20 protein-coding genes and 1 tRNA gene are annotated in these 23,507 nt (G+C 46.7%); 11 read left to right on the top strand and 10 right to left on the bottom strand.

The features are described 5' to 3' along the window. Nucleotides 1-173: 173 nt before the first annotated feature. On the top strand, nt 174-1,124 hold the full coding sequence (locus GPK83_RS03215; RefSeq protein ID WP_015552799.1) for an alpha/beta hydrolase: 951 nt from the start codon (nt 174-176) through the stop codon (nt 1,122-1,124). A gap of 834 nt (nt 1,125-1,958) precedes the next feature. Here GPK83_RS03215 and rsmG read toward each other — a convergent pair. The 10 genes from rsmG to GPK83_RS03165 all read right to left on the bottom strand — a co-directional run bounded on the left by rsmG (nt 1,959) and on the right by GPK83_RS03165 (nt 10,804). After that, nucleotides 1,959-2,705, bottom strand: coding sequence for a 16S rRNA (guanine(527)-N(7))-methyltransferase RsmG (gene rsmG / locus GPK83_RS03210; RefSeq protein ID WP_215703987.1), 747 nt, complete (start codon nt 2,703-2,705; stop codon nt 1,959-1,961). Between the two features lie 4 nt (nt 2,706-2,709). Then, nucleotides 2,710-4,659 (bottom strand): tRNA uridine-5-carboxymethylaminomethyl(34) synthesis enzyme MnmG, encoded by a 1,950-nt coding sequence (gene mnmG, locus GPK83_RS03205; protein ID WP_215703986.1) that lies wholly within the window; start codon nt 4,657-4,659, stop codon nt 2,710-2,712. Between the two features lie 104 nt (nt 4,660-4,763). After that, a complete protein-coding gene (gene mnmE / locus GPK83_RS03200; RefSeq protein ID WP_215703985.1) occupies nt 4,764-6,140 on the bottom strand; it encodes a tRNA uridine-5-carboxymethylaminomethyl(34) synthesis GTPase MnmE in 1,377 nt (458 codons plus the stop codon). 259 nt (nt 6,141-6,399) lie between these two features. Then, nucleotides 6,400-7,116: an RNA-binding cell elongation regulator Jag/EloR gene (jag, locus tag GPK83_RS03195; RefSeq protein ID WP_215703984.1), complete on the bottom strand. Its 717-nt coding sequence runs from the start codon at nt 7,114-7,116 to the stop codon at nt 6,400-6,402. A 15-nt stretch (nt 7,117-7,131) separates the two neighbouring features. Next, entirely contained in the window at nt 7,132-8,382 is a 1,251-nt protein-coding gene (locus GPK83_RS03190) for a YidC/Oxa1 family membrane protein insertase (protein WP_117471081.1), read from the bottom strand. A 19-nt stretch (nt 8,383-8,401) separates the two neighbouring features. Continuing rightward, nucleotides 8,402-8,611 carry a membrane protein insertion efficiency factor YidD gene (yidD, locus tag GPK83_RS03185; RefSeq protein WP_021904729.1) on the bottom strand — a complete coding sequence of 70 codons (210 nt, stop codon included), beginning with the start codon at nt 8,609-8,611 and terminating at the stop codon, nt 8,402-8,404. 7 nt (nt 8,612-8,618) lie between these two features. After that, nucleotides 8,619-8,963 carry a ribonuclease P protein component gene (gene rnpA / locus GPK83_RS03180; protein WP_021904730.1) on the bottom strand — a complete coding sequence of 115 codons (345 nt, stop codon included), beginning with the start codon at nt 8,961-8,963 and terminating at the stop codon, nt 8,619-8,621. Between the two features lie 103 nt (nt 8,964-9,066). Then, complete coding sequence (rpmH, locus tag GPK83_RS03175; RefSeq protein WP_015552758.1) at nt 9,067-9,201, bottom strand: 50S ribosomal protein L34; 135 nt, start codon at nt 9,199-9,201, stop codon at nt 9,067-9,069. Between the two features lie 643 nt (nt 9,202-9,844). Then, nucleotides 9,845-10,483 carry an ECF transporter S component gene (locus GPK83_RS03170; RefSeq protein WP_015552757.1) on the bottom strand — a complete coding sequence of 213 codons (639 nt, stop codon included), beginning with the start codon at nt 10,481-10,483 and terminating at the stop codon, nt 9,845-9,847. A 132-nt stretch (nt 10,484-10,615) separates the two neighbouring features. Beyond that, nucleotides 10,616-10,804: a hypothetical protein gene (locus GPK83_RS03165; RefSeq protein WP_215703983.1), complete on the bottom strand. Its 189-nt coding sequence runs from the start codon at nt 10,802-10,804 to the stop codon at nt 10,616-10,618. A 269-nt stretch (nt 10,805-11,073) separates the two neighbouring features. Here GPK83_RS03165 and dnaA point away from each other — a divergent pair, with 269 nt between their 5' ends. From dnaA to GPK83_RS03115, 10 genes are all read left to right on the top strand, one after another. Continuing rightward, nucleotides 11,074-12,438 (top strand): chromosomal replication initiator protein DnaA, encoded by a 1,365-nt coding sequence (dnaA, locus tag GPK83_RS03160; RefSeq protein WP_015552755.1) that lies wholly within the window; start codon nt 11,074-11,076, stop codon nt 12,436-12,438. A 270-nt stretch (nt 12,439-12,708) separates the two neighbouring features. Further along, complete coding sequence (dnaN, locus tag GPK83_RS03155) at nt 12,709-13,827, top strand: DNA polymerase III subunit beta (RefSeq protein WP_117471077.1); 1,119 nt, start codon at nt 12,709-12,711, stop codon at nt 13,825-13,827. An 86-nt stretch (nt 13,828-13,913) separates the two neighbouring features. Further along, complete coding sequence (locus GPK83_RS03150; RefSeq protein ID WP_015552753.1) at nt 13,914-14,123, top strand: RNA-binding S4 domain-containing protein; 210 nt, start codon at nt 13,914-13,916, stop codon at nt 14,121-14,123. Nucleotides 14,124-14,134: 11 nt separating this feature from the next. Next, a complete protein-coding gene (gene recF / locus GPK83_RS03145) occupies nt 14,135-15,220 on the top strand; it encodes a DNA replication/repair protein RecF (protein ID WP_215703982.1) in 1,086 nt (361 codons plus the stop codon). Nucleotides 15,221-15,232: 12 nt separating this feature from the next. After that, the gene (gene gyrB, locus GPK83_RS03140) at nt 15,233-17,143 is read left to right on the top strand and encodes a DNA topoisomerase (ATP-hydrolyzing) subunit B (protein ID WP_215703981.1); all 1,911 of its coding nucleotides are present in this window, start codon (nt 15,233-15,235) and stop codon (nt 17,141-17,143) included. A 102-nt stretch (nt 17,144-17,245) separates the two neighbouring features. After that, nucleotides 17,246-19,768: a DNA gyrase subunit A gene (gyrA, locus tag GPK83_RS03135; RefSeq protein WP_215703980.1), complete on the top strand. Its 2,523-nt coding sequence runs from the start codon at nt 17,246-17,248 to the stop codon at nt 19,766-19,768. A gap of 205 nt (nt 19,769-19,973) precedes the next feature. Further along, a complete protein-coding gene (locus GPK83_RS03130) occupies nt 19,974-21,434 on the top strand; it encodes a M20 family metallopeptidase (RefSeq protein ID WP_215703979.1) in 1,461 nt (486 codons plus the stop codon). A gap of 18 nt (nt 21,435-21,452) precedes the next feature. Beyond that, on the top strand, nt 21,453-22,295 hold the full coding sequence (locus GPK83_RS03125; RefSeq protein WP_118600419.1) for a fumarate hydratase: 843 nt from the start codon (nt 21,453-21,455) through the stop codon (nt 22,293-22,295). A 23-nt stretch (nt 22,296-22,318) separates the two neighbouring features. Continuing rightward, nucleotides 22,319-22,867, top strand: coding sequence for a Fe-S-containing hydro-lyase (locus GPK83_RS03120; protein WP_215703978.1), 549 nt, complete (start codon nt 22,319-22,321; stop codon nt 22,865-22,867). 213 nt (nt 22,868-23,080) lie between these two features. Further along, nucleotides 23,081-23,168 (top strand) — tRNA-Ser (locus GPK83_RS03115). The last annotated feature ends 339 nt before the right edge of the window (nt 23,169-23,507 follow it).

Genomic DNA, 23,507 nt, shown 5'->3' with positions numbered 1-23,507 from the left:
CATTTATCTTCAGAAACATTTCACATTTTCGCCTGTTGTATCTCATTACCAATTATATTATAATATAATAAGGAGTTGTCAAATAGGAATATAGTCATGAAACCACTATTCTCCTCTCTCAATCCCTTGAAACTGTATTTCTATAACATCATCATCTAAACCCGAGGTGAACTATGAAAGCTAAAAATAAAATCATCACTGCTATTCTCCTCTCAGCCGGTGCAGCAGTCGGAACAGCACTGATTAACAAATATATCAAGATGTCTGCCATTTCAAGAAATCTTCTTGCTCAGCCGGAACCGCGCTGCTATCGTTGGAGACTTGGCAATATCTACTATACAAAAACCGGCACTGGTAAACCACTTCTTCTCGTACATGACCTGACTCACGCGTCCAGCAGCTGTGAGTGGGATTCTCTGATTCCACTTTTAAAAGAACACTATACTGTCTACACCATTGACCTTTTAGGTTGCGGACGTTCAGAGAAGCCAAATTTAACTTACACAAATTTTCTCTATGTGCAATTGTTAAACGATTTTGTGAAATCTGAAATTGGACGCCGCACAAACATTCTTGCTACCGGTGCGTCCGCTCCTATCGTGACAATGGCCTGCGGATACAATCCGGATCTTTTCGAGCAGATGATGTTTATCAATCCGGATTCCCTGCTTTCCTGCAGCCATATTCCGGGGAAATCCGCAAGGTATTATAAGTTTATCCTTGATCTTCCAATCATTGGTACACTGCTCTACAACTTTGCGTCCGCAAGAAGTATTATCTCCAGAACCTTCTCTGAAAGCTACTTCTATAATCCTTATGATGTTAACCCGCATTACATCGACAAATACCACGAGTCCGCCCACCTTGGTGACTCCCCGAAATCCGTCTACGCCAGTGTCCAGTGTAATTATACAAAATGTAATATTACAAAGACTCTGGAAAAAATTGACAACAGTATCTACATCCTCGGCGGCGAAGCTGAGCAGGATATCGATCTGATCATAAAAGAATATACAAAATGTAACCCGGCCATTGAGTCCAGTACAATTCCAAACACCAAACATCTTCCTCAAATTGAGAACCCTGAAGAAGTCAGTTCCACGGTCCAGATGTTCTTCAACTAACACTTCAAATCAGATCTGTTAAAATGTTTCACGTGAAACATTTCTTCGGTGTTTGCAAAGATGCCACTACTTTCTAAACAGTAGCGGCATCTTTTTTGATTTTTTAGTACCTGTTCTGTAGATCTGCGCACTTGCCGCGCGGACCGTAAACTAAGAAAGTATAGACCTGAAAGCACAAGAATCCATCCACGGAGCTGCTCTGGAATGGAATTTGCGCTTAACTGTGAGGGGACTGAACAGTTACAAGTAACTTTTATCAAGAGTTAATTTTCAGAAATTCTTCTTAACTTCAAAAGATGTTGGCGTCTTCTCGACCGAGATATACCACATCGATCAATATTTTATCTTCAGGTCTATCATTTACGACGGCCGGTACATCAAGTACATTATGCGGTACTCCTGCTGTGCATGATAAATCTTTATTCATTACGATGATTCAGTGCATCAATTGCACATATCTCCCGAATAGTCATAAATCTTCCATCAACTCTGATTTATTTACGTGTTACAGGACTCTTGTTAATTTTAGTTTAAAGTTTTCAGTCACATTCTGTCTTGGATAAAAAATTTTGTCGGAAGCCTGCTTATTATAAAGTGCTTTTTTCGTCCAAATCAGCATATAGTGAATCATCATGCTTCTTTGTTTTACAAATATGAAAACCAAAAATGTCATGACTTAATTGTAACAATTTTGGGAATTCTTCAGTTCAGATGTTTCACGTGAAACATTTCCTGACTTTTCTGCTCACCCTTCGAATGTGTAAAAAAAGAACCTCACGATCCATACTCACAAGATCCTGAAGTTCTTTCCTTTTCTTACTATTCTGTTTTTCTTTACTTTAACGGTTCCTTCCCCGGAAGTCCCGCTTTTCTCGGATATTTCTTCGCTGTGATCGCCATCTTCTTTACCGGAACAAAGGTGCGTTCCACGTCCGTCTCCGGAAGAACCTTTACGATAATATCTTTCATCTCTCCGCCAAGCTTCTTCACAGCAGATCTCGCCTGGGCAATCTCCTTGTCAGCTTTTCCGGATTTATACGGGATAAAATATCCGCCCTTTTTCACAAACGGGATACAGTACTCGGAAAGGGTGGACATATTTGCCACCGCCCGGGATACGCAGATGTCGTACTGTTCCCGGTATTTCGCATCGCGTCCGTAGTCCTCGGCACGTCCATGGACAGCCGTAATACCCGTAAGTCTCAGTGCCTCTATCACCTCATTTAAGAATCCCACTCTCTTATTTAAAGAATCAAGCAGTGTGATCTTCAGTCCCGGAAACGCGATCTTTAACGGAATTCCCGGAAATCCTGCACCCGTACCCACATCGATACAGCTGTATTCTGCGGATTCGTCAAGCTTTAACCCAAGCTCCGGCGCAGCCAGAACAAGCAGAAGGCTGTCCACAAAATGCTTCGTGATCACATCGGAAAGCTCTGTGATCGCCGTGAGGTTCATCACCTTATTCTTCTCGATCAGCATCTCATAATATTTAAAAAACTGCTCTTTCTGCTGATCCGAAAGCTCGATTCCAAGATCCGCGCAGCCCTGATCCAATAATTTTACAAATTCATCTGTCATCAAATTATTTCCTTCCCATCTGCTCTAAATGCACCATCAGGACAGAGATATCTGCCGGTGAAACGCCGGAAATTCTCGATGCCTGTCCGATATTCTCCGGCTTATAGAGATTCAGCTTCTGGACAGCCTCTCTTCTTAAACTGTTTACCGTTGTATAGTCGAGATCCGCCGGGATTTTTCTTCCCTCAAGCTTCTTAAACTGTGCCACCTGCTGCTTCTGTCTGCGGATATATCCGTCATATTTCAGATTTATGTCAACCTGTTCCCGCACATCCGCCGGAAGCTCCGGCCTCTTTTCATCTAACTCCGCCAGCATCCCATAATTTAATTCTGGTCTCTTAATGAGCTCCGCCAGTGTACTTCCGGACTTTAACGCCGTACTTCCATGAGTCTCCAGGAACGTCTGAACCTTCTCGTTCGCACCGATATTCGTCTTCTCGAGACGTGCGATCTCCGCCTCAATGGCCTTTTCTTTCCAAAGTACATACTCGTACTGTTCATCGGATACAAGACCGATCTCATGTCCGATCCCGCGAAGTCTGAGATCCGCATTATCCTGACGCAGGAGCAGACGGTACTCCGCTCTCGATGTCATCATACGGTACGGCTCATGATTTTCCTTTGTCACAAGGTCATCGATAAGGACCCCGATATACGCCTGGGAACGATCAAGAACCACCGCGCTCTTCTCCTGCAGCTTTCTCGCCGCGTTCACACCGGCCATAAAGCCCTGAACGGCTGCCTCCTCATATCCGGAGCTTCCGTTAAACTGGCCGCCGGAGAACAGTCCGTCAATATTTTTAAACTCCAGGGACGCCTTTAACTGTCTCGGATTGATGCAATCATACTCAATTGCATATGCATTTCGAACAATTTTGACATTTTCCAGTCCCGGAACCGTCCGGTACATGGCATACTGAACATCCTCCGGCAGGGAGCTGGACATTCCGCCGAGGTACATCTCATTCGTGTAGAGTCCCTCCGGCTCCACAAACACCTGATGACGCTCCTTATCCGGGAATTTTACGACCTTATCCTCGATGGACGGGCAGTATCTCGGACCGGTTCCCTCGATGGCACCGGAGAATAATGGGGAACGTTCCAGGTTGTTCCGGATGATCTCATGGGTCTTCTCATTCGTATACGTCAGCCAGCAGGAGATCTGTTCCTTCTGTATTGACTCCGGATCCGTAGAAAATGAGAACGGAACAACCCGCTTATCTCCAAACTGCTCTTCCATTTTGGAGAAATCGATACTTCTCTTATCCGCTCTCGCCGGTGTTCCCGTCTTAAAACGGTACATTTCGATTCCGTTCGCCTTTAAGGAATCTGTCAGATGGTTCGCCGCCTGCAGACCATTCGGTCCCGTCGGGTTGCTCACATCGCCGTAAATACATCTTGCACGGAGATAAACACCTGTAGCAAGAACCACCGCACGGCACCTATAGACCGCGCCGGAGTAGGTTTTTACACCCACGATCCGCTTTTTCACCGGATAACTGCTCTCCTGCTGCCCCTCATGCTCCTTCTTAAAGGTTCCGTACTCGCCCGGGATTTCCTCCGTGAGGATCTCAGCAACCTCCGCCTGTCGGATCGTCAGATGATCCGTGTTCTCCAGGACGCGGCGCATGGATCTCGTGTACTCCTGCTTGTCCGCCTGAGCACGCAGGGAGTGGACCGCCGGTCCCTTGGATTCATTCAACATCTTCGACTGGATAAACGTTTTATCAATATTTTTGCCCATCTCACCGCCGAGGGCATCCAGCTCACGGACAAGATGTCCCTTGGAACTTCCTCCGACGTTCGGGTTGCATGGCATCAGGGCAATGCTGTCCACGCTGACCGTAAACATGATCGTCTCAAACCCAAGTCTCGCTGCCGCAAGCGCCGCCTCGCATCCCGCATGGCCCGCGCCGACAACTACAATATCATATGTCTCCTCTACTACCGGCATTTTATTTCCTCTTTTCTTGTCAATTCCCTACTGTCTCTTCTATACTCCCAGCGGAATCTCCCATAAAAAACGTTCCGATCCGCCAATTTCTTTCCACCATAATCTTACTTACCCATACAGAACTTGCTGAAGATCTCATTCACCAGGTCATCCTCCACAGACTCCCCGACAATAAGACCTAACTTCTCATAGGCATCCATCAGATCGATCGAATAAAAATCCTCCGGCATGCCGTTCTCTATACTGTTCTCCACCATGGACGTGCTCTCGAAAGCGTCCTTTAAAGCCTTCACATGGCGCACATTCGTGATCATAACCTGGTCGTTGAAGTCGATCTCACCTTCATAGAATAAGGACTTTATCTCCTCTTCCAGGAGGTCGATTCCCGTCTCCTCCTTCGCGGAGATTCCGATCACCTTATGCCCGGACCGCTTCTCCACCTCATCCGCGGATACTACCGGCTCCAGGTCGCTCTTATTTAAGAGCACCACTGACTTCCGTTCCTTAATAAAGTCCATGATCTGATAGTCGTTCTCATCCAGCTTCCTCGATCCATCTACAACGTAGATGATGAGATCCGCCTTCTTCGCCTCTTCCATAGCCCGGGAGACGCCGATCTTCTCCACCACGTCCTCCGTATCCCGGATTCCCGCAGTGTCCACAACATTCAGGCTGATTCCCTGAAGATAGATATGTTCCTCAAGGATATCTCTCGTCGTTCCCGCCACATCCGTAACAATGGCGCGATCCTCGCCAACTAAAACATTCATCAGGGACGATTTTCCGGCATTCGGCTTTCCTAAAATAACAGTCTTTACACCCTCAGAAACCACCCGTCCATTGGAGGAAGAACGGATCAGTTTCTCAAGCTTCTTCTTCACAGAAAGAACAACTTTAAGCAATTTTTCCCCGTATCCGTCCAGGGAAATATGTTCCGGATCGTCAAGCGCCGACTCGATAAAGGCAATCTCATAGATAATCTGTTCTCGGATCTCATGGATCTCCTTCGATACACTTCCCCGAAGCTGGCTCACAGAGGACTGCAGCGCATATTCATTTTTCGCGTTGATCACGTCGATGACCGCCTCCGCCTGGGAGAGGTCGATCCTTCCGTTTAAGAACGCCCGTTTCGTAAATTCCCCCGGCTCCGCCAGTCTCGCCCCGGCCTTTAAGACTGTCTCCAGGATCCGTCTCGTGACCAGCATGCCGCCATGACAATCGATCTCCACGGTATCTTCCGCCGTGTAGCTCCGTGGTCCTCGCATAAGCATCAAAAGGACCTCATCCACAGCCTCATCCCCGTCATAAACGTATCCGTAATGGATCGTATGGCTCTCCGCCTCAGAAAGCTTTTTCTTTCCAGGTTCCCGAAAGACTTTTTCCGCGACCTCAACTGCGTTCTCACCGCTGATCCTCACGATTCCGATTCCTGAATTTCCCATTGCCGTGGCGATCGCTGCAATCGTATCTGTATATTCCATAATCTCCATCCTGTCACTCACGCCTGCTGCCTTAAAACATCAAGCTGAATGATCTTCTATTTTCTGGCTCCGCAAGTCCTGTAAACTCACGGAAATTCACACAATTAGTCACCCTATCATAGCACAAAGGGGCTGCCATAGGCAACCCCCTCTATCACGATATCTGCAACTATTCAGCACCTTCCTGGTTACCTTTGTTTCCAGACAAAATCAGCCATGCGTTCCCGCACAGTGCGGCGCATGGCTGATCTGTGAATTATTATTCCTGACTGCTGCTGCGATAGCTATTCTCAGAACCAGCGATTCTTTCGCGTCTCTCGTATCGCGGTCTTCTCTCTCTGCGCTCTTCCTTCTTTAACGCGATCACAACATGGCGGAACGGCTCCTCACCTTCGCTCTTTGTGAATACGTATTTATCGTTCTGGAGTGCGGAGTGGATGATCCGTCTCTCATACGGATTCATCGGCTCTAAGGAAACCGGACGTCTTGTCCGCTTTACCTTGTAAGCGATATTCTTTGCGAGAGTCTCCAGTGTTTCTTTTCTTCTCTCTCTGTAATTTTCGGTATCCAGCTTGACTCTTAAGTAGTCCTCAGATTCCTTATTTACAACAAGGCTTACAAGATACTGAAGGGAATCGAGTGTCTGTCCTCTCTTGCCGATGAGAAGTCCCATCTCCTCGCCGGTCAGGTTGACATCCATCTCCTTTTCCTCTTCATTCATTTTCACTTCCACATCAACAGCAAGGCCCATTGCATCGAAAACGGAATTCAGGAAATCTACGGCCTTATCGTCAACGGTCTCGATCTTCTTCGCGCGAATCACTGCCGGCTTGGAACCAAAAAGTCCGCCGAGAACTCCGGCACTTCCCTTTTCAACGACCTCATACTGAATCCGATCACTGCTCACACCGAGCTGCAGGGATGCCTGTGTGATTGCATCTTCCACAGTTTTCGCAGTCACTGTAATCATTTCCATAACAGAACCCCCTTATTATTTTCGCTTGTCATGTGCCTCATTGTACTTCTGGACCATCGCTGCCTTGGAAGCGAGACTTCCCGGTTTCGCGTTGGTGTTGTAGTACTTGCTGGACTCCTCGATCTGTTTCGCGATCTTTTCCTTCTTAACTTCCTCAGCAGCTTTTTCCTTCTCCTCCTCAGCCTTGATCGCCTTTAAGGATGCGGTAGCGTTCTGAGTTACCTTAGCCGGCGGAAGTCCCTGTTTTGCACGTTTCTTATTTACCTTTTCCAGGTTCTTTGCGATCATATCGTCGATGTTTACCTTATCCATGTACGCGTTAACGATGAGCTGCTGGATAATTGTAACAACGCTGGTCGCGATCCAGTAGATGCCAAGACCTGCCGGCATCGTGATACAGATGAACGCGGAGAATAACGGCATTGTCGTTGTCATAGTCTTCATGGACTGGGCCATCGGATTCTCTGCATCTGCGGATGTGGACGGCTGATTTCCGCTCATGAGCTTTGTGCTGAACCACTGGGATACTGCCGCAAGAACCGGGATGATCCATGCGAAGGACGGTACCCAGCCCGGTGCCTCTGCCATATTTAAACCGAGGAACGTGTTCATTCTCTCGACAACAGCAGCATTCTGGCCGATCACATCAGAGATTGCCGGGAACAGTGCCTGAAGCTCTCCCCACTGGGATGTGGAGAATTTATAGAGCATGTCTACAAGACGGTTTGCATTTGTGAAATCAAACTTGTCTAATTTTCCGCCGCAGGCGGTTGCGATATTTGTGATTTCCTGTAACTTCTGAGCATAGTCAGCCTGTCCCATCAACGGAGTGACAACGTTGTCGAAATAAACGCGGACAGACGGAACGTATGCCGGAATATTGTAGATGACACGGTACAGTGCAAGAAGGATCGGCATCTGGATCAGCAGTGGAAGGCATCCGCCTGTCATGCTTGTGCCGTACTTCTCGTAAACAGCCTGAATCTCCACGTTCTGACGCTGCATGGACTCCTGATCCGACTTTCCTTTATACTTCTTCTGGATCGCCTGGATCTCCGGATTCATGACAGACATGAGTTTTGTGGTTTTCTGCTGTTTGATCGTGAGCGGTATCATCAGTGTTTTCATTACGATCGTAAACAGAATGATGCACAGACCTACGTTGAACACGCCGAAGCTGCTCGTAAATCTGAAGAGGATGTCCATGACATAGCCAAGGACAGTCGCGATCGGTCCCAGAATGGAACCAGCCTTCGTCAAAACCATATCTTACCTCCTGGGTTTTTTACGGGACTGGATCATAACCGCCTTTTGCAAACGGGTGACATCTCAAAATCCGCCTGCACGCAAGATAAGTACCTTTTATAGCGCCGTATTTTCTGATTGCTTCCATGGCGTACTGGGAGCAGGTAGGCGTATAAATACAGTGAGGGCCGATACAGGGAGAGATAAACTTCCTGTAAATCTTAATCAGACCAATCAGAACCCATTTCATAAACCACTCACTTCGATTCTTTTAAAATGTTATGAAGCCCGCATAAGTGCAGAAAAGCACTCTCAATCTTGTCGAAATTTTTGTCTTTTGCCGCAGCACGTGCGACAACAATGATGTCTTTTCCTTCTTCTAATATGTCCTTATTTAACCGGAAGCTTTCGCGGACAAGTCTCGCGAACCGATGCCTTACAACGCTGTTTCCGACCTTTTTGCTGGCGGAAATTCCGATTCTCGTGTCCTCCCGTCCCGAATCCATCACGTACATGACCAGATATTTGTTTGCGTAGGACTTCCCTCCCCGGTAAACCGTCTGGAAATCCTGATTTTTCTTTAACGAATTGAACCTTTTCATTCAATACCTCTGCAAAACTAAGTCGATAAAGCCGTAAAAATCCCGCATAACAAAAAAGAGCATCCAAAAGTTTTCCTAAACTTCCGGATACTCTCTTGGTTCATTAAGCAGATAATCTAGCTCTACCTTTTGCTCTTCTGGCAGCTAAAACTTTTCTACCGCCTGCTGTTGCCATTCTCGCTCTGAAACCATGAACTCTTTTTCTCTGAGTGTTCTTCGGCTGAAATGTCATCTTCATAAACCCGGCACCTCCTCTTACTCTAAATTCAAGTACCTTCTCATGTACATATAAACTAAGACATATTGAAGCATCGTATCGATTATATAAAAATTGCCGCCCTTCGTCAAGACTAAATTTCAAAAAAATCCTTAAAACATGGGGATTTCTCCCATATGATTTTTCCTTTTTTTCGCTGTATATCCACATTCTGCTTTTTGCATGGAACGTTACTTTTCGGTCTTTCAGTAATAAAAAAGGGGAACAGCGTTTCGCTATCCCCCATAAAATGTATGTATTGATTTTATGTCACTATATTTAGTATCTCTTCATTATATTATGATGTTGGGGTCAAAAGCTTTTGACCCCTCTGATACCGAATTGCTCTGCACTGCGTGCTCCCGCAATTCTCAAAAACATTCGTAATTCGCTCATTTTTCTTTGAAAAATGGCTACTTACTCATGTTTTTGGCGGGTCCCAAGGTCAAAAATTCTCCTGCAAGCAAGCTTACGTCGAACTTCTGACCTTTTGACCCTGGTATCATATTATAGAAGCTGCAGCGTTATTATTTTCCGCTGCTCTCATTTTTTATACCTGATCTTCTTCCGGAAGCTGCCACACCACGCTTCTGAAAGGTATTCCTATATAACTGGCTCTTTCCGATCAGCCGTTATCTTTCATGATTTTAAACAGAACCTTCGTGATGGCCGTCGTAAGGATACCTGCGACGATCGCCTCCGGGATACCAAATCCCAGGATGATTCCCAGGATCACATCGTAGATGTGCTCCACTGCCTTGTTGGACGCAGCCGCGTAGCTCTGTCCGAAGAAGATATAAATTCCGTTCATGACAAGCAGTGTGTTTGTCATAGCTCCTGCGATACCAGCCACCCAGAGGGCAACGGTCTGGCTGCCTTTGATTCCGTGAGCTGCTTTCATGATCAGCTTATAAACAAAATAAGCAACGATGCCGATGCATACACGCGGCACGATGGCGATCACGGCGCTCCACATGTTTCCGCTGTATCCGCCGATCGTAACGAACGGGCTGAATACGAAGGAGGTCACTCCCGGGGCAATGGTCGCTTTTACAAGGCTGGTCACACCAAATACCAGTCCTAAGTAAGCGCCGTACTTCGGTCCAAGGATGATCGCTCCGATGATGACCGGGACGTGGATGATCGTTGCGTTCATAAAGCCTAACGGAATATAACCGAGAAACGGTACGACCGACATGGCAATGATGATCGCAGTAAAAATCCCGGCGAGGGACATGTCCAGAACTTTCTTTTCAATTTTCATTTTGCAATTCCTCCTGCTACTGTTCTCTTGCGAGATACAATGCAATATAGTCACGTCTTGCATTATACAGTGTTAACCTGATGCAGTCAAATTCTTTCTCTAAAATTTTCCATTTATTTTTACTTTTCAATTTTACTTCCTACAATATAATTCCTGTTGCCGCCTTCTTTCTCCCGATCTCACCCTTTTTTTCTCTCCTGCTGCCTTAATTTTTTTTCGATTTTTCATTTTTCCCTCATATATGCCCTCTCCAACGTCCAGTCCTCTAAAATCGTTCTTTCTTTCCCTTCTGATTTCGGTGTCTTTCTTCCACGGACACAATTTATTGTATTTTTTCTGTCCGCTCCTGGCGCACATCTTGTTATGCAGCTATTCACATGTTTTCCACTCATAATTATCAACTTATCCCCAAATCGTGGATAAGTTGTGGATAAGTCACTGGAAAAGTTGTGGATTTTCACATTTGACATTGAAAATTATTCCGTTTTACGCTAAAATAAATTCAGAGTGGGTTTATATGCTTTTGTGGACAGGTTTCCGCCTTTTCCACAACTATGCACATCGTTATACACATGTTTAGGAGTATGAATATGCTGGAAGAAATCAAAGAGAAATGGGACGAGATCCTCTTAAATATAAAGGAAGAACACGATATTTCAGAGGTGTCCTACCGCACATGGCTGCTGCCGCTGATCCCGGATTCTGTGGATAAAGATATCCTCACGATCCTGGTGCCTGATTCCGCGTTTATCAGCTATGTGAAAAAGAAATATGAGTTCCTGTTGAAAATTACGATCGAAGAAATTACAGGATTTCAGTGCGAACTCGATTTCAAGTTAAAATCTGACGTGAAGGAACCGGAAAAAGAGAACCGTCTGATCAATGTAACCAACAATACGGTCAGTCAGCTTGCTCTCCAAAACGCGAACTTAAATCCGCGTTACACCTTCGATACCTTTGTCGTCGGAAAAAACAACAACCTTGCCCATGCCGCATCCCTTGCAGTTGCGGAATCCCCGGGCGAAATTTATAATCCGTTATTTATTTATGGAGGCGTGGGACTCGGGAAGACGCACTTAATGCATTCCGTCGCCCACTTCATCCTGAAAAATAACCCGAGCGCAAAGATTCTGTACGTGACATCCGAGAAATTTACAAACGAACTGATCGACGCGATCCGAAACAAAAACAACGTTTCCACCACGGAATTCCGTGAAAAATACAGAAACAATGACGTGCTTCTGATCGACGATATCCAGTTTATTATCGGAAAAGAAAGTACCCAGGAGGAATTTTTCCATACATTCAATGCCCTCTATGAGGCAAAAAAGCAGATCATTATTTCCTCCGACCGTCCTCCAAGAGAAATTGAAACTCTGGAAGACCGTCTCCGCTCCCGTTTCGAATGGGGACTCACCGTAGATATCCAGCCGCCGGATTATGAAACCCGGATGGCGATTCTCCGGAAAAAGGAAGAACTTGAAGGATACAACATCGATAACGAGATCATCAAATATATCGCTACCAATGTAAAATCCAACATCCGTGAACTGGAAGGCGCCCTCACAAAAATCGTTGCTTCCAGCAAATTAAATAATAAGGAAATCAATCTTGAACTTGCAGAGGAAGCATTAAAAGATCTGATCTCCCCGAACGCTGCCCGCGAAGTGACTCCGCAACTTATTATTAATGTAGTTTCTGAGCATTTCGGCATCACACCCCTTGATCTCATCGGCCAGAAACGAAGTAAAGAACTCGTATTCCCACGCCAGATCGTCATGTATCTCTGCGGCGATATGACGAGCGAGTCTCTCCAGAACATCGGAAAAGCTCTCGGCGGCCGCGATCATACAACGATCATTCACGGAACAAAAAAGATTGCCAGCGAATTAAAGACCGACGAGAATTTAAAGAACACGATCGATATTTTAAAGAAAAAAATCAACCCACAGTAAGCTTGTGGATTTTTTCGTGGAAATCCCGTTGAAAATTTGTGGATAAAATGAGGATGATTTTTCCCGATTTTTGCCTGTGGAAAACTCCCGGGTTGTCCTTTTGGATTTGCAGAGTTACCCACAATGGTTTTCACAGAGGTTTTTTCAGGGTTTCATTAGGGTTTTCCCCCTTATAAACAAATTCACACTCCCTACTACTGTTAAGACTAATATCTTTTATATATTTCTTTATTTGTGAACGTTTCTTAAGAAAGGAAGTTATCAACAACTATGAAACTGACATTCCAGAAAACCGCGCTCTTAAACGGTATCAATATTGTTCTCAAGGCAGTTCCATCAAAAACAACGATGCCTATTTTAGAGTGCATTCTGATCGACGCTTCTACTGATGAGATCAAGCTGACTGCCAACGATATGGAGCTCGGCATTGAGACAAAAGTTGAAGGTGATATCCTTGAAAAAGGTAAAATTGCACTGGATGCAAAGCTTTTTTCTGAAATCGCAAGAAAATTATCCGATTCAGATTCCCTTGTAACCATCGAATCTGATGAAAAATTCAATACTGTGATCACCTGTGAGAACTCTGTATTCAAAATTCAGGGCAAAGATGGAGAGGAATTCTCCTATCTTCCGTATATTGAGAGAAATAAAAACATCACACTCTCCCAGTTTTCCTTAAAAGAGGTGATCCGCCAGACGATCTTCTCCATCTCTGTCAACGACAGCAACAAGATGATGACAGGCGAACTTTTTGAGGTAAACGGTGATACACTCCGAGTCGTTTCTCTCGACGGACATCGTATGGCAATTCGTAAAATTGTATTAAAAGATGAATATGAAAGCACAAAAGTCATCGTTCCGGGAAAAACTTTGAACGAAATCAGTAAAATTCTCACCGGTGACAACGAAAAAGAGGTCCAGATCTTCTTCGGAGCGAACCATATTCTCTTCGAATTTGATGATACGATCGTAGTTTCCCGCCTGATCGAGGGCGAATATTTCAAAGTAGACCAGATGCTTTCCAGCGATTATGCCACAAAAGTGTCTCTGAATAAGAAAGATTTCCTGGACAGCATCGAGAGAGCTATCATTTTAATCCGCGAAAATGACAAAAAACCGATCATTCTGAACATTGAAGACTCAAAAATGAGCCTGAAATTAAATTCCAGCTTCGGTACCATGAACGCGGAGATCCTGATCCATAAAACAGGACAGGATCTGATGATCGGATTCAACCCGAAATTCTTAAGTGATGCGCTGCGGATCATTGATGATGAGGAAGTTACCCTCTATATGATGAATGCGAAATCTCCGTGTTTCATCAAAGATGAGGATGAGAGCTACATTTATCTGATCCTGCCGGTAAACTTTAACGCCGCTGCGATCTAAAATCAGATGAAATTTCCCCGAAGTTCCGGTAAAATCCGGGGTTTCGGGTCGGTTTTTTCATATATCTGGAATAAAAAAGGAGAAAAATGGAAAGTATTCACTTAAAAGATGAGTTTATCAAGCTTGGACAGGCATTGAAACTTGCAGGTCTGGTCGGCTCCGGAGTGGACGCAAAGTTTGTAATTCAGGACGGGCTTGTAAAAGTAAATGGGGAAGTTGAGACCCAGCGAGGCAAAAAACTTTACCCGGGAGACACGGTTTCCTATGACGGAAAGACATTTAAGGTAGAAAATTAAAGGATTTTTTCATGTTTATAGAATCCATCGAGCTGTCAGATTACAGAAATTACAGTCATTTACATATTGATTTTCATAAAGGGACGAACGTTCTTTATGGAGATAATGCCCAGGGAAAGACAAATATCCTGGAGGCAGTCTATGTGTGCAGCACAACAAAATCGCATCGGGGCAGCAAAGATAAAGAAATGATCCGGTTCGGCGCGGACGAATCCCACATCAAAATGATGGTCCGGCGGGATGGAATTCCCTACCGGATCGATATGCATCTGAAGAAAAATAAGGCAAAAGGGGTCGCGGTGAACGGAGTTCCGATCAAAAAAGCCAGTGAACTTTTCGGAATCGTCAATGTGATCTTCTTTTCACCGGAAGATCTGAACATTATCAAGAACGGACCCGCCGAGCGGAGACGTTTCGTCGACCTGGAACTCTGCCAGCTAAACAGGCTGTATGTCTACAATCTGGCACAGTATAACAAAACGGTTATACAACGAAACAAACTATTAAAGGACATAGACCACAACACGTCCTTAAAAGAGACACTCCCCATGTGGAATGAGCAGCTCTTAAAGTACGGCACAGAACTTATAATTATGCGTTCTGAGTTTATAAAAGAGCTGAATCCCCTGATTGCGGAGATCCACGCGGGGCTCTCGGGCGGAAAGGAAACACTCTCTATCGCCTACGAGCCGAATGTGTCGCCGGAAAATTTCAGGGAGCAGCTTGCGAAGAACCAGTTTCAGGAGATCAGGCAGAGGCAGACTCTGACCGGTCCCCACCGCGATGACCTGAACTTCATCGTAAACGGAACGGATATCAGGCGGTTCGGGTCCCAGGGACAGCAGAGAACGGCAGCTCTTTCTTTAAAACTTGCGGAGATCGAGCTGGTGAAAAAGATCGTAAAGGATTATCCGGTGCTTCTTCTGGATGACGTCCTTTCTGAACTTGACAGCAAGAGACAGGAACATTTACTTTCAGAAATTACCCACATTCAGACCTTGATCACATGTACGGGGCTGGATGAGTTTGTAAACAGCAAATTCCGGATGGACAAGATTTTTAAGATTGTTGAAGGAACGGTAGAGAGCGAAGACTAAAGGAGGAACTTCATGAGCGCAGAATATAATGCAGATCAAATCCAGATTTTGGAGGGACTTGAGGCTGTAAGAAAAAGACCGGGAATGTACATTGGAAGTACGTCTTCGAGGGGACTTCACCATCTGGTATATGAGATCGTAGACAACGCGGTAGATGAGGCCCTTGCGGGATACTGCGATACCATCGATGTACAGATCAATTCCGACAATTCCATCACCGTTGTCGATGACGGACGGGGAATTCCGGTCGATATCCAGAAAAAAGCGGGACTTCCTGCGGTCGAAGTGGTCTTTACGATCCTTCATGCCGGCGGTAAGTTCGGCGGTGGGGGATACAAGGTATCCGGCGGCCTGCACGGTGTAGGAGCTTCTGTTGTAAATGCCTTATCCGAGTGGCTGGAGGTCGAAGTCTACCACGGAGGAAAGGTCTACAAGCAGCGCTATGAGCGCGGAAAGACCATGTACCCGTTAAAGATCGTGGGTGACTGCCCGTCAGACAAACATGGCACAAAAGTAACGTTCCTTCCGGACAAGACCATCTTTGAGGAGACCGTCTATGACTATGATACCTTAAAGATCCGTCTCCGCGAGACGGCGTTCCTTACAAAGAATTTAAAGATCATTCTCAGAGATGACCGCGAGGACAAGAAGGAAAAAGTCTTCCACTATGAAGGCGGTATCAAGGAGTTTGTCACCTACTTAAACCGCAGTAACGTGCCGCTTTACGACAATGTGATCTACTGCGAGGGCAAGAAGGACAACGTGCTGGTGGAGGTTGCCATGCAGCACAACGATTCCTACACCGAAAATATTTACAGCTTTGTAAACAACATCAACACACCGGAAGGCGGAACCCACCTGACTGGTTTTAGAAACGCCTTAACAAAGACGTTCAATGACTACGGAAGAAAGAACAAGCTCCTTAAGGACAGCGAGCCGGCCCTCACCGGTGAAGACATCCGTGAGGGACTGACTGCTATCATCAGCGTCAAGATCGAGGAGCCGCAGTTTGAGGGTCAGACAAAGCAGAAGCTCGGAAACAGCGAGGCGAGAGGTGCTGTTGACAGCGTGGTATCTGAGCAGCTCACCTATTTCCTCGAGCAGAATCCGTCCGTAGCAAAGACGATCATCGAGAAATCCGTTCTTGCCCAGCGTGCCCGCGCTGCTGCGAGAAAGGCGAGAGATTTAACAAGAAGAAAGACGGTCCTTGACGGCTTATCCTTACCCGGAAAGCTTGCGGACTGCTCCAGCAAGCACCCGGAGGAATGCGAGATCTACATCGTAGAGGGAGATTCCGCCGGCGGTTCCGCGAAAGATGCGAGAAATAAGATTACCCAGGCGATCCTGCCGCTTCGAGGAAAGATCTTAAACGTGGAAAAGGCGAGACTTGACCGTATTTACGGAAACGCGGAGATCAAATCCATGATAACGGCCTTCGGAACGGGAATCCACGAGGATTTCGATATCTCGAAGCTCCGCTACCACAAGATCATCATCATGACCGATGCCGATGTGGATGGCGCCCATATCAGCACACTGCTTCTGACATTTATCTACCGGTTTATGCCGGAGCTCATCAAGCAGGGCTATGTTTATCTGGCCCAGCCGCCGCTCTATAAGATCGAGAAAAACAAGCGGGTATGGTACGCGTACAGTGATGAGGAGTTAAACAATATCTTAAAAGAGATCGGACGTGACCAGAACAACAAGATCCAGCGTTACAAAGGTCTTGGTGAGATGGATGCGGAACAGCTCTGGGAGACAACAATGGATCCGGAGCACAGAGTCCTTTTACGTGTGACCATGAATGAGGAGATGACGTCGGAGATCGACCTCACCTTTACGACACTCATGGGAGATCAGGTAGAGCCGCGCCGTGAATTCATCGAACAGAACGCGAAGTACGGAACTCTTGACATTTAATGCGGCAGCAGGGCTATCCGGGAATCGGTAAGTTTACTGGATGGTCATGCGGCGCAGTTTACGCAGGTTTAAGGCGCAGCGCAGGCTGCATTGGAGGAAAGAATGGAACCGAATATTTTTGACAAAATTCATGAGATAGACTTAAAGAAGACCATGGAGAAGTCGTACATCGACTACGCCATGAGCGTTATCGCATCCCGAGCGCTCCCGGATGTCCGTGACGGATTAAAGCCGGTACAGAGACGTGTCCTCTACTCCATGGCGGAACTGAACAACGGTCCGGATAAGCCCCACAGAAAGAGTGCCCGTATCGTCGGCGATACCATGGGTAAATATCATCCGCACGGAGACAGCTCCATCTACGGTGCTTTAGTAAATATGGCACAGAGATGGTCCATGCGTTACATGCTCGTGGACGGCCACGGAAACTTTGGATCCATCGACGGCGACGGTGCCGCTGCCATGCGATACACCGAGGCGAGACTCAGCAAGATCTCTGTGGAGATGTTAGCGGACATCTATAAAGATACCGTTGACTTTATCCCGAACTTCGATGAGACGGAGAAGGAACCAACGGTACTTCCGTCCAGATTTCCGAACCTTCTCGTAAATGGCGGGACCGGTATCGCGGTCGGCATGGCCACAAATATCCCGCCCCACAACCTCCGCGAGGTCATCGCGGCTGTCGTAAAGATCATCGACAACCAGGTGGAAGAAGGAAGACAGACCTCCATGGAGGAGATCTTACAGATCATCAAAGGACCGGATTTCCCGACTGGAGCTGAGATCCTGGGAACGAGAGGAATCGAAGAAGCGTACCGCACAGGCCGCGGGAAGATCAGAGTCCGTGCGGTGACAAACATTGAGACAGCTCCGAACGGAAAGAGCCATATCATCGTCACAGAGCTTCCGTACCTTGTCAACAAGGCGAGACTCATCGAGAAGATCGCGGAGCTCGTAAAGACGAAAAAGATTGACGGAATCACCGGAATCACCGATGAGTCCAACCGTGAGGGAATCCGCATCAACATCGAACTCAGGAGAGATGTGAACGCGAACGTCCTCTTAAACCAGCTCTTAAAGCATACACAGCTGCAGGATTCCTTCGGTGTGATCATGCTTGCACTGGTAAACAATGAGCCAAAGGTCCTCAATATTCTCCAGATGTTAGAGTACTATCTGGACCACCAGAAGGACGTTGTGACGAGAAGAACGAAGTACGACTTAAATAAGGCCGAGGAACGCGCCCACATCTTAGAGGGCTTATTAAAGGCCTTAGATCATATCGATGAGGTGATAAGGATCATCCGCGGCTCCGCAAATGTCGCGGAGGCGAAACGCGTCCTCATGGAGCGCTTTGAACTCACAGACCCGCAGGCACAGGCGATCGTGGACATGCGTCTGCGCGCTCTCACAGGTCTGGAACGCGAGAAGCTCGAGAACGAGTACAAAGAACTGGAGGCAAAAATCGCGGAATTGCGTGCAATCCTTGCAGATGAAAATAAATTATTAGGTGTGATCAAGAAAGAGATCCTTGTGATCTCCGAGAAATACGGTGACGACAGACGGACAAAGATCGGCTTTGACGATGATATGTCCGTGGAAGACCTGATCTCCGACGATGACACTGTAATTGCCATGACCAATCTTGGATACATCAAGAGAATGTCCGTGGACAATTTCAAGAGCCAGAACCGCGGCGGAAAGGGAATCAAGGGAATGCAGACCATCGATGAGGACTTCATCGAGGATCTTCTCATGACAACAAACCACCACTACATTATGTTCTTCACGAACACAGGACGCTGCTACCGGATCAAGGCTTATGAGATCCCGGAGGCAGGCAGAACAGCCCGCGGAACGGCTATTGTGAACCTTTTACAGCTTCAGTCTGGTGAAAAGGTTACAGCGGCGATCCCGATGCGTGAGATCGATGATGACAAGTATCTCTTCATGGCTACAAAGGGCGGAATGGTGAAGAAGACCAGAATGTGTGAATACAGCAACATGAGAAAGACAGGTCTTCAGGCAATCCTGCTCCGCGAAGGCGATGAGCTGATCGAGGTAAAGGTGACAGACAATACCGAGGATATTTTCCTCGCGACGAAATTCGGTATGTCCATCCGCTTCAAGGAGACGGATGCGAGAATTACCGGCCGTGTTTCCTATGGCGTGATCGGAATGAAGCTCGATGAGGGCGATGAAGTCATCGGAATGCAGATGGCAAGCCAGGGCGAGTATATGCTCGTTGCCTCCGAAAAGGGATACGGAAAGAGAACGAGAATCTCTGAATTTAAGCTGCAGCTTCGTGGCGGTAAGGGACTTCTCTGCTATAATGTAACAGAAAAGACAGGAAATCTTGTCGGAATGAAGCTGCTTGATGACGGAAGAGATATTATGCTGATCACTAATGAAGGAATTCTGATCCGTATGAGTGTTGACGATATCTCCATTATCGGCAGAAATACATCCGGCGTAAAACTGATGAGCATCGATGCAGACTCCAATGTCCGTGTTGCGTCCATTGCCAAAGTGCGGGAAAGCAGCCGTCAGGATGAGGAGAATGAAGACGTGGAAGCTCCGGAAAATCCGGAAGATGAGGAGAAAGAGACCACGGAGAAATAATGCACATGCATATGAAGAGTGGCTTTTAGCGTGTTCTTCATCCATAAAACAGGATTTCTGGCTCTGGAGTGATTTGGATACAGGAATCTGGGAATACCGGGTTCCTGTATTTTTACGCGGACAATGAGCGAAAGTCTATGCCTTGCATGAGACATTAGCGGTTGCCGCGATAATATGAGACAATAATTTTTAGGAGGATGCGGCAATGGGAATTACAAAGTCAGAGGCACTAAAGGCAGTAGACAGAGAGCGCGGACCGGTTTGTGAAGCCAGCGATAAGATCTGGGATCAGCCGGAGACGGCATTTCAGGAATTCCATTCCACGGACATACTGTGTGAACTTCTTGAAAAAGAGGGATTTAAGGTAGAGAGAAATCTTGCAGGGATCGCCACAGCGTTTTCAGGTACATACGGCTTTGGCAAGCCGGTAGTAGGTATTCTCGGTGAGTTTGATGCGCTGTCGGGACTTAGTCAGGAGTCTCAGAGTCTGAAAAAAATCGCAATGGAAGACGGCGCGCCGGGACATGGCTGTGGACACAACCTTCTCGGAACAGGTTCCGTTGCTGCTGCAGTTGCGGTAAAAGAGTATCTGGAGAAGAATCAGAAAGAGGGAACGGTTGTATTCTTTGGCTGTCCGGGCGAGGAAGGCGGATCCGGAAAGAGCTTTATGGCGAGAGATGGCGTGTTCGATCAGCTGGACTTTGCAGTGACATGGCATCCGGGTGATAAGAATATGGTTTCAGTGGGAAGTTCTCTGGCAAACTATCAGATCATCTATCGCTTCTATGGACAGGCATCCCATGCGGCGGCATGCCCGGAGCTCGGAAGAAGTGCTCTTGACGCTGTGGAACTTATGAATACAGGCGTCCAGTACCTGAGAGAACATATCATTCAGGAAGCGCGTATCCACTACGCGATCACCAACACAGGCGGGTACTCACCGAATGTTGTACAGCCGTACAGTGAAGTTTTATACCTGATCCGTGCGCCGAAGAACAGTCAGGTAAAGGAAATCTATGAGCGTGTCAACGATATCGCGAGAGGCGCAGCCCTCATGACGGGAACAAAGATGGAGCTTCAGTTCGTAAAGGCATGTTCCAATCTCGTAGATAACACGGTCATGGAAGAGGTCATGCAGAAGAATCTTGAGGAGATCGAGAGAGAACCGTATACAGCGGAGGAGATCGAGTTCGCAGGAAAGATCGGCGAGACCTTTGGAGGAAACCATGTGGATATTCAGGATATTCTCGTGAGATACGAAAAATCCAGAAAGGCGGCCGTAGAGAAATTCCTGGCGCCACATGCGGATGATGTGATCAATGACTTTATCGTTCCGCTGATGGATACGGAAGAGTGCATGAAAGGTTCAACAGACGTCGGTGATGTGAGCTGGGTATGTCCGACAGCGCAGATCAATGCCGTGACAGAGGCAGCAGGAACCCCGGGACATTCCTGGCAGATGGTTTCCCAGGGCAAATCTTCCATCGCCCACAAGGGGATGCAGTTTGCTGGAAAAGTCATGGCGGGAACTGTCATTGATATGCTGGAGAAACCGGAACTCATTGAAGAGGCGAAAAAAGAGTTAAGAAGACGTGTCGGCACAGAGGGATATATTCCGCCGATTCCGGAGGGAATCCGTCCGATGGCGATCAATCCAAAAAAATAATCAGGAGGAAAATCGTCTATGAGGACCGTTCAGACGAGTGAAATCACAAAAAATATCCGGGAAATGTGTATTGAAGCGAACCATTTCCTTTCGGATGATATGAAAAAAGTATTTGATGAGAGCGTGGAGAAGGAAGAATCTCCTCTCGGAAAGCAGATTTTAAACCAGCTTCAGGAAAATCTTGAGATTGCCGGAAGAGACATGATCCCGATCTGTCAGGATACGGGAATGGCTGTCATTTTTATCAAGGTCGGACAGGAAGTACATATCGAAGGAGGAAATCTGACGGATGCCATCAATGAAGGTGTCCGTCAGGGATATGTGGATGGATATTTAAGAAAGTCTGTTGTCCGCGATCCCATCGATCGTGTGAATACAAAAGACAATACCCCGGCGATCATCCACTATGAGATCGTAGACGGAGACCGGGTGGATATTACCGTGGCGCCGAAAGGATTCGGAAGTGAAAATATGAGCCGTGTGTTCATGCTAAAGCCGGCGGACGGTATTGAGGGAGTGAAGGAGAAGATCTTAGAGGCAGTCCGTGACGCAGGCCCGAATGCCTGTCCTCCGATGGTAGTAGGTGTTGGTATCGGGGGAACATTTGAAAAGTGCGCCTTGATGGCAAAGCATGCCCTGACGAGAAATCTGAACGAGGAATCTCCGGTTCCATATGTCAAAGAACTGGAGAAAGAAATGCTTGAAAAGATCAACGGTCTCGGAATCGGACCGGGGGGACTTGGTGGCCGTGTGACCGCTATGGCAGTCAATATTGAGACATATCCGACGCATATCGCGGGACTCCCGATGGCAGTAAATATCTGCTGTCATGTAAACCGCCATGCGCATCGTGTTATTTAAAATAAGAGGAGCGGGAGGAAAACATGGACAGACAGATCAGTGTACCAATTAAGAAAGAAGATGCAGTGTCTCTCCGGGCCGGTGACTACGTGACTCTTACGGGAACCATCTACACGGCGAGAGACGCGGCGCATAAGAGAATGCAGGAAGCGCTGGATGCGGGGGAAGCTTTGCCTATCGACATGCAGGGAAACGTTATTTATTATATGGGCCCATCCCCGGCAAGGGCAGGAAGACCCATCGGATCCGCCGGCCCGACAACGGCGAGCCGAATGGACAAATATGCTCCGAAGCTTTTAGATCTCGGACTGGGTGCCATGATCGGAAAAGGCAAGAGAAGTCAGGCGGTGATCGATGCTATCATAAGAAACGGTTCCGTATATTTCGCGGCGATCGGCGGTGCAGGGGCATTATTATCCCAACGTATTAAAAAGTCAGAGATTGTTGCCTACGATGATCTGGGAACAGAGGCAATCCGGAAACTGGAAGTAGAAGACTTTCCGGTAGTTGTGGTGATCGACTCTCAGGGAAATAACCTGTATGAGACGGCAATCAAGGAATATCAGAAATAATATCAGATGAGAAAGCGGAGAACCGACAGCCGGAAAAGGAGTTGATTCCCCGCTTTTCTGGTATAAAAGTATAGAGAAAAATCATACTGTAAAAAGATGGTAAAAAAGATGAAAAAAGTTGTTGACAAAAAGAACTATAGCTTGTATAATTAATCCTGCGTCTGGCGAGTTCGCCCGACAAACTTAATAAATGATAATTAGCTACGGTAATAAGGAGAAATACTCAAGAGGCCGAAGAGGCGCCCCTGCTAAGGGTGTAGGTCGGGAAACCGGCGCGAGGGTTCAAATCCCTCTTTCTCCGTTCATCTGCTTGAAGGACTTCGAAAAAGAACTTCAAAAAAAGATGAAAAAAGTTGTTGACAAGCAGCAAACACTGTGATAAGATATCAGAGTTGCCGCTGAGATACAGCAACAACAAAACAAAGTTCCTTGAAAACTGAACAGTATGTAAAACCCTGAAAATTCTTATAAAAATGGTCTCTGGTTTAGACCATGAATGAGAACATTCAGAACAAAACCTAACAAAACAGTAGAACGGTTTAAAAATTAGCCAAGCTAAGTTTTGAACCTGGATACAAACACTTTAACATGAGAGTTTGATCCTGGCTCAGGATGAACGCTGGCGGCGTGCCTAACACAT

This window comes from Clostridium sp. MCC328, assembly GCF_018785465.1.
Taxonomy (GTDB): Bacteria; Bacillota; Clostridia; order Lachnospirales; family Lachnospiraceae; genus Pilosibacter; species Pilosibacter fragilis.
This window is presented reverse-complemented; position numbering and strand designations above follow the sequence as displayed.

Excerpts from the sequence above, each read along its gene's own strand:
- GPK83_RS03170 (WP_015552757.1), bottom strand. The coding sequence starts at position 10,483 with ATGAAAATTGAAAAGAAAGTTCTGGACATGTCCCTCGCCGGGATTTTT.
- GPK83_RS03130 (WP_215703979.1), top strand. The coding sequence starts at position 19,974 with ATGGGAATTACAAAGTCAGAGGCACTAAAGGCAGTAGACAGAGAGCGC.
- gyrA (WP_215703980.1), top strand. The coding sequence starts at position 17,246 with ATGGAACCGAATATTTTTGACAAAATTCATGAGATAGACTTAAAGAAG.
- rnpA (WP_021904730.1), bottom strand. The coding sequence starts at position 8,963 with ATGAAAAGGTTCAATTCGTTAAAGAAAAATCAGGATTTCCAGACGGTT.
- recF (WP_215703982.1), top strand. The coding sequence starts at position 14,135 with ATGTTTATAGAATCCATCGAGCTGTCAGATTACAGAAATTACAGTCAT.
- rsmG (WP_215703987.1), bottom strand. The coding sequence starts at position 2,705 with ATGACAGATGAATTTGTAAAATTATTGGATCAGGGCTGCGCGGATCTT.
- rpmH (WP_015552758.1), bottom strand. The coding sequence starts at position 9,201 with ATGAAGATGACATTTCAGCCGAAGAACACTCAGAGAAAAAGAGTTCAT.
- dnaA (WP_015552755.1), top strand. The coding sequence starts at position 11,074 with ATGCTGGAAGAAATCAAAGAGAAATGGGACGAGATCCTCTTAAATATA.
- mnmE (WP_215703985.1), bottom strand. The coding sequence starts at position 6,140 with ATGGAATATACAGATACGATTGCAGCGATCGCCACGGCAATGGGAAAT.
- GPK83_RS03150 (WP_015552753.1), top strand. The coding sequence starts at position 13,914 with ATGGAAAGTATTCACTTAAAAGATGAGTTTATCAAGCTTGGACAGGCA.
- GPK83_RS03125 (WP_118600419.1), top strand. The coding sequence starts at position 21,453 with ATGAGGACCGTTCAGACGAGTGAAATCACAAAAAATATCCGGGAAATG.
- mnmG (WP_215703986.1), bottom strand. The coding sequence starts at position 4,659 with ATGCCGGTAGTAGAGGAGACATATGATATTGTAGTTGTCGGCGCGGGC.
- yidD (WP_021904729.1), bottom strand. The coding sequence starts at position 8,611 with ATGAAATGGGTTCTGATTGGTCTGATTAAGATTTACAGGAAGTTTATC.
- dnaN (WP_117471077.1), top strand. The coding sequence starts at position 12,709 with ATGAAACTGACATTCCAGAAAACCGCGCTCTTAAACGGTATCAATATT.
- GPK83_RS03215 (WP_015552799.1), top strand. The coding sequence starts at position 174 with ATGAAAGCTAAAAATAAAATCATCACTGCTATTCTCCTCTCAGCCGGT.
- GPK83_RS03190 (WP_117471081.1), bottom strand. The coding sequence starts at position 8,382 with ATGGTTTTGACGAAGGCTGGTTCCATTCTGGGACCGATCGCGACTGTC.
- GPK83_RS03120 (WP_215703978.1), top strand. The coding sequence starts at position 22,319 with ATGGACAGACAGATCAGTGTACCAATTAAGAAAGAAGATGCAGTGTCT.
- gyrB (WP_215703981.1), top strand. The coding sequence starts at position 15,233 with ATGAGCGCAGAATATAATGCAGATCAAATCCAGATTTTGGAGGGACTT.
- jag (WP_215703984.1), bottom strand. The coding sequence starts at position 7,116 with ATGGAAATGATTACAGTGACTGCGAAAACTGTGGAAGATGCAATCACA.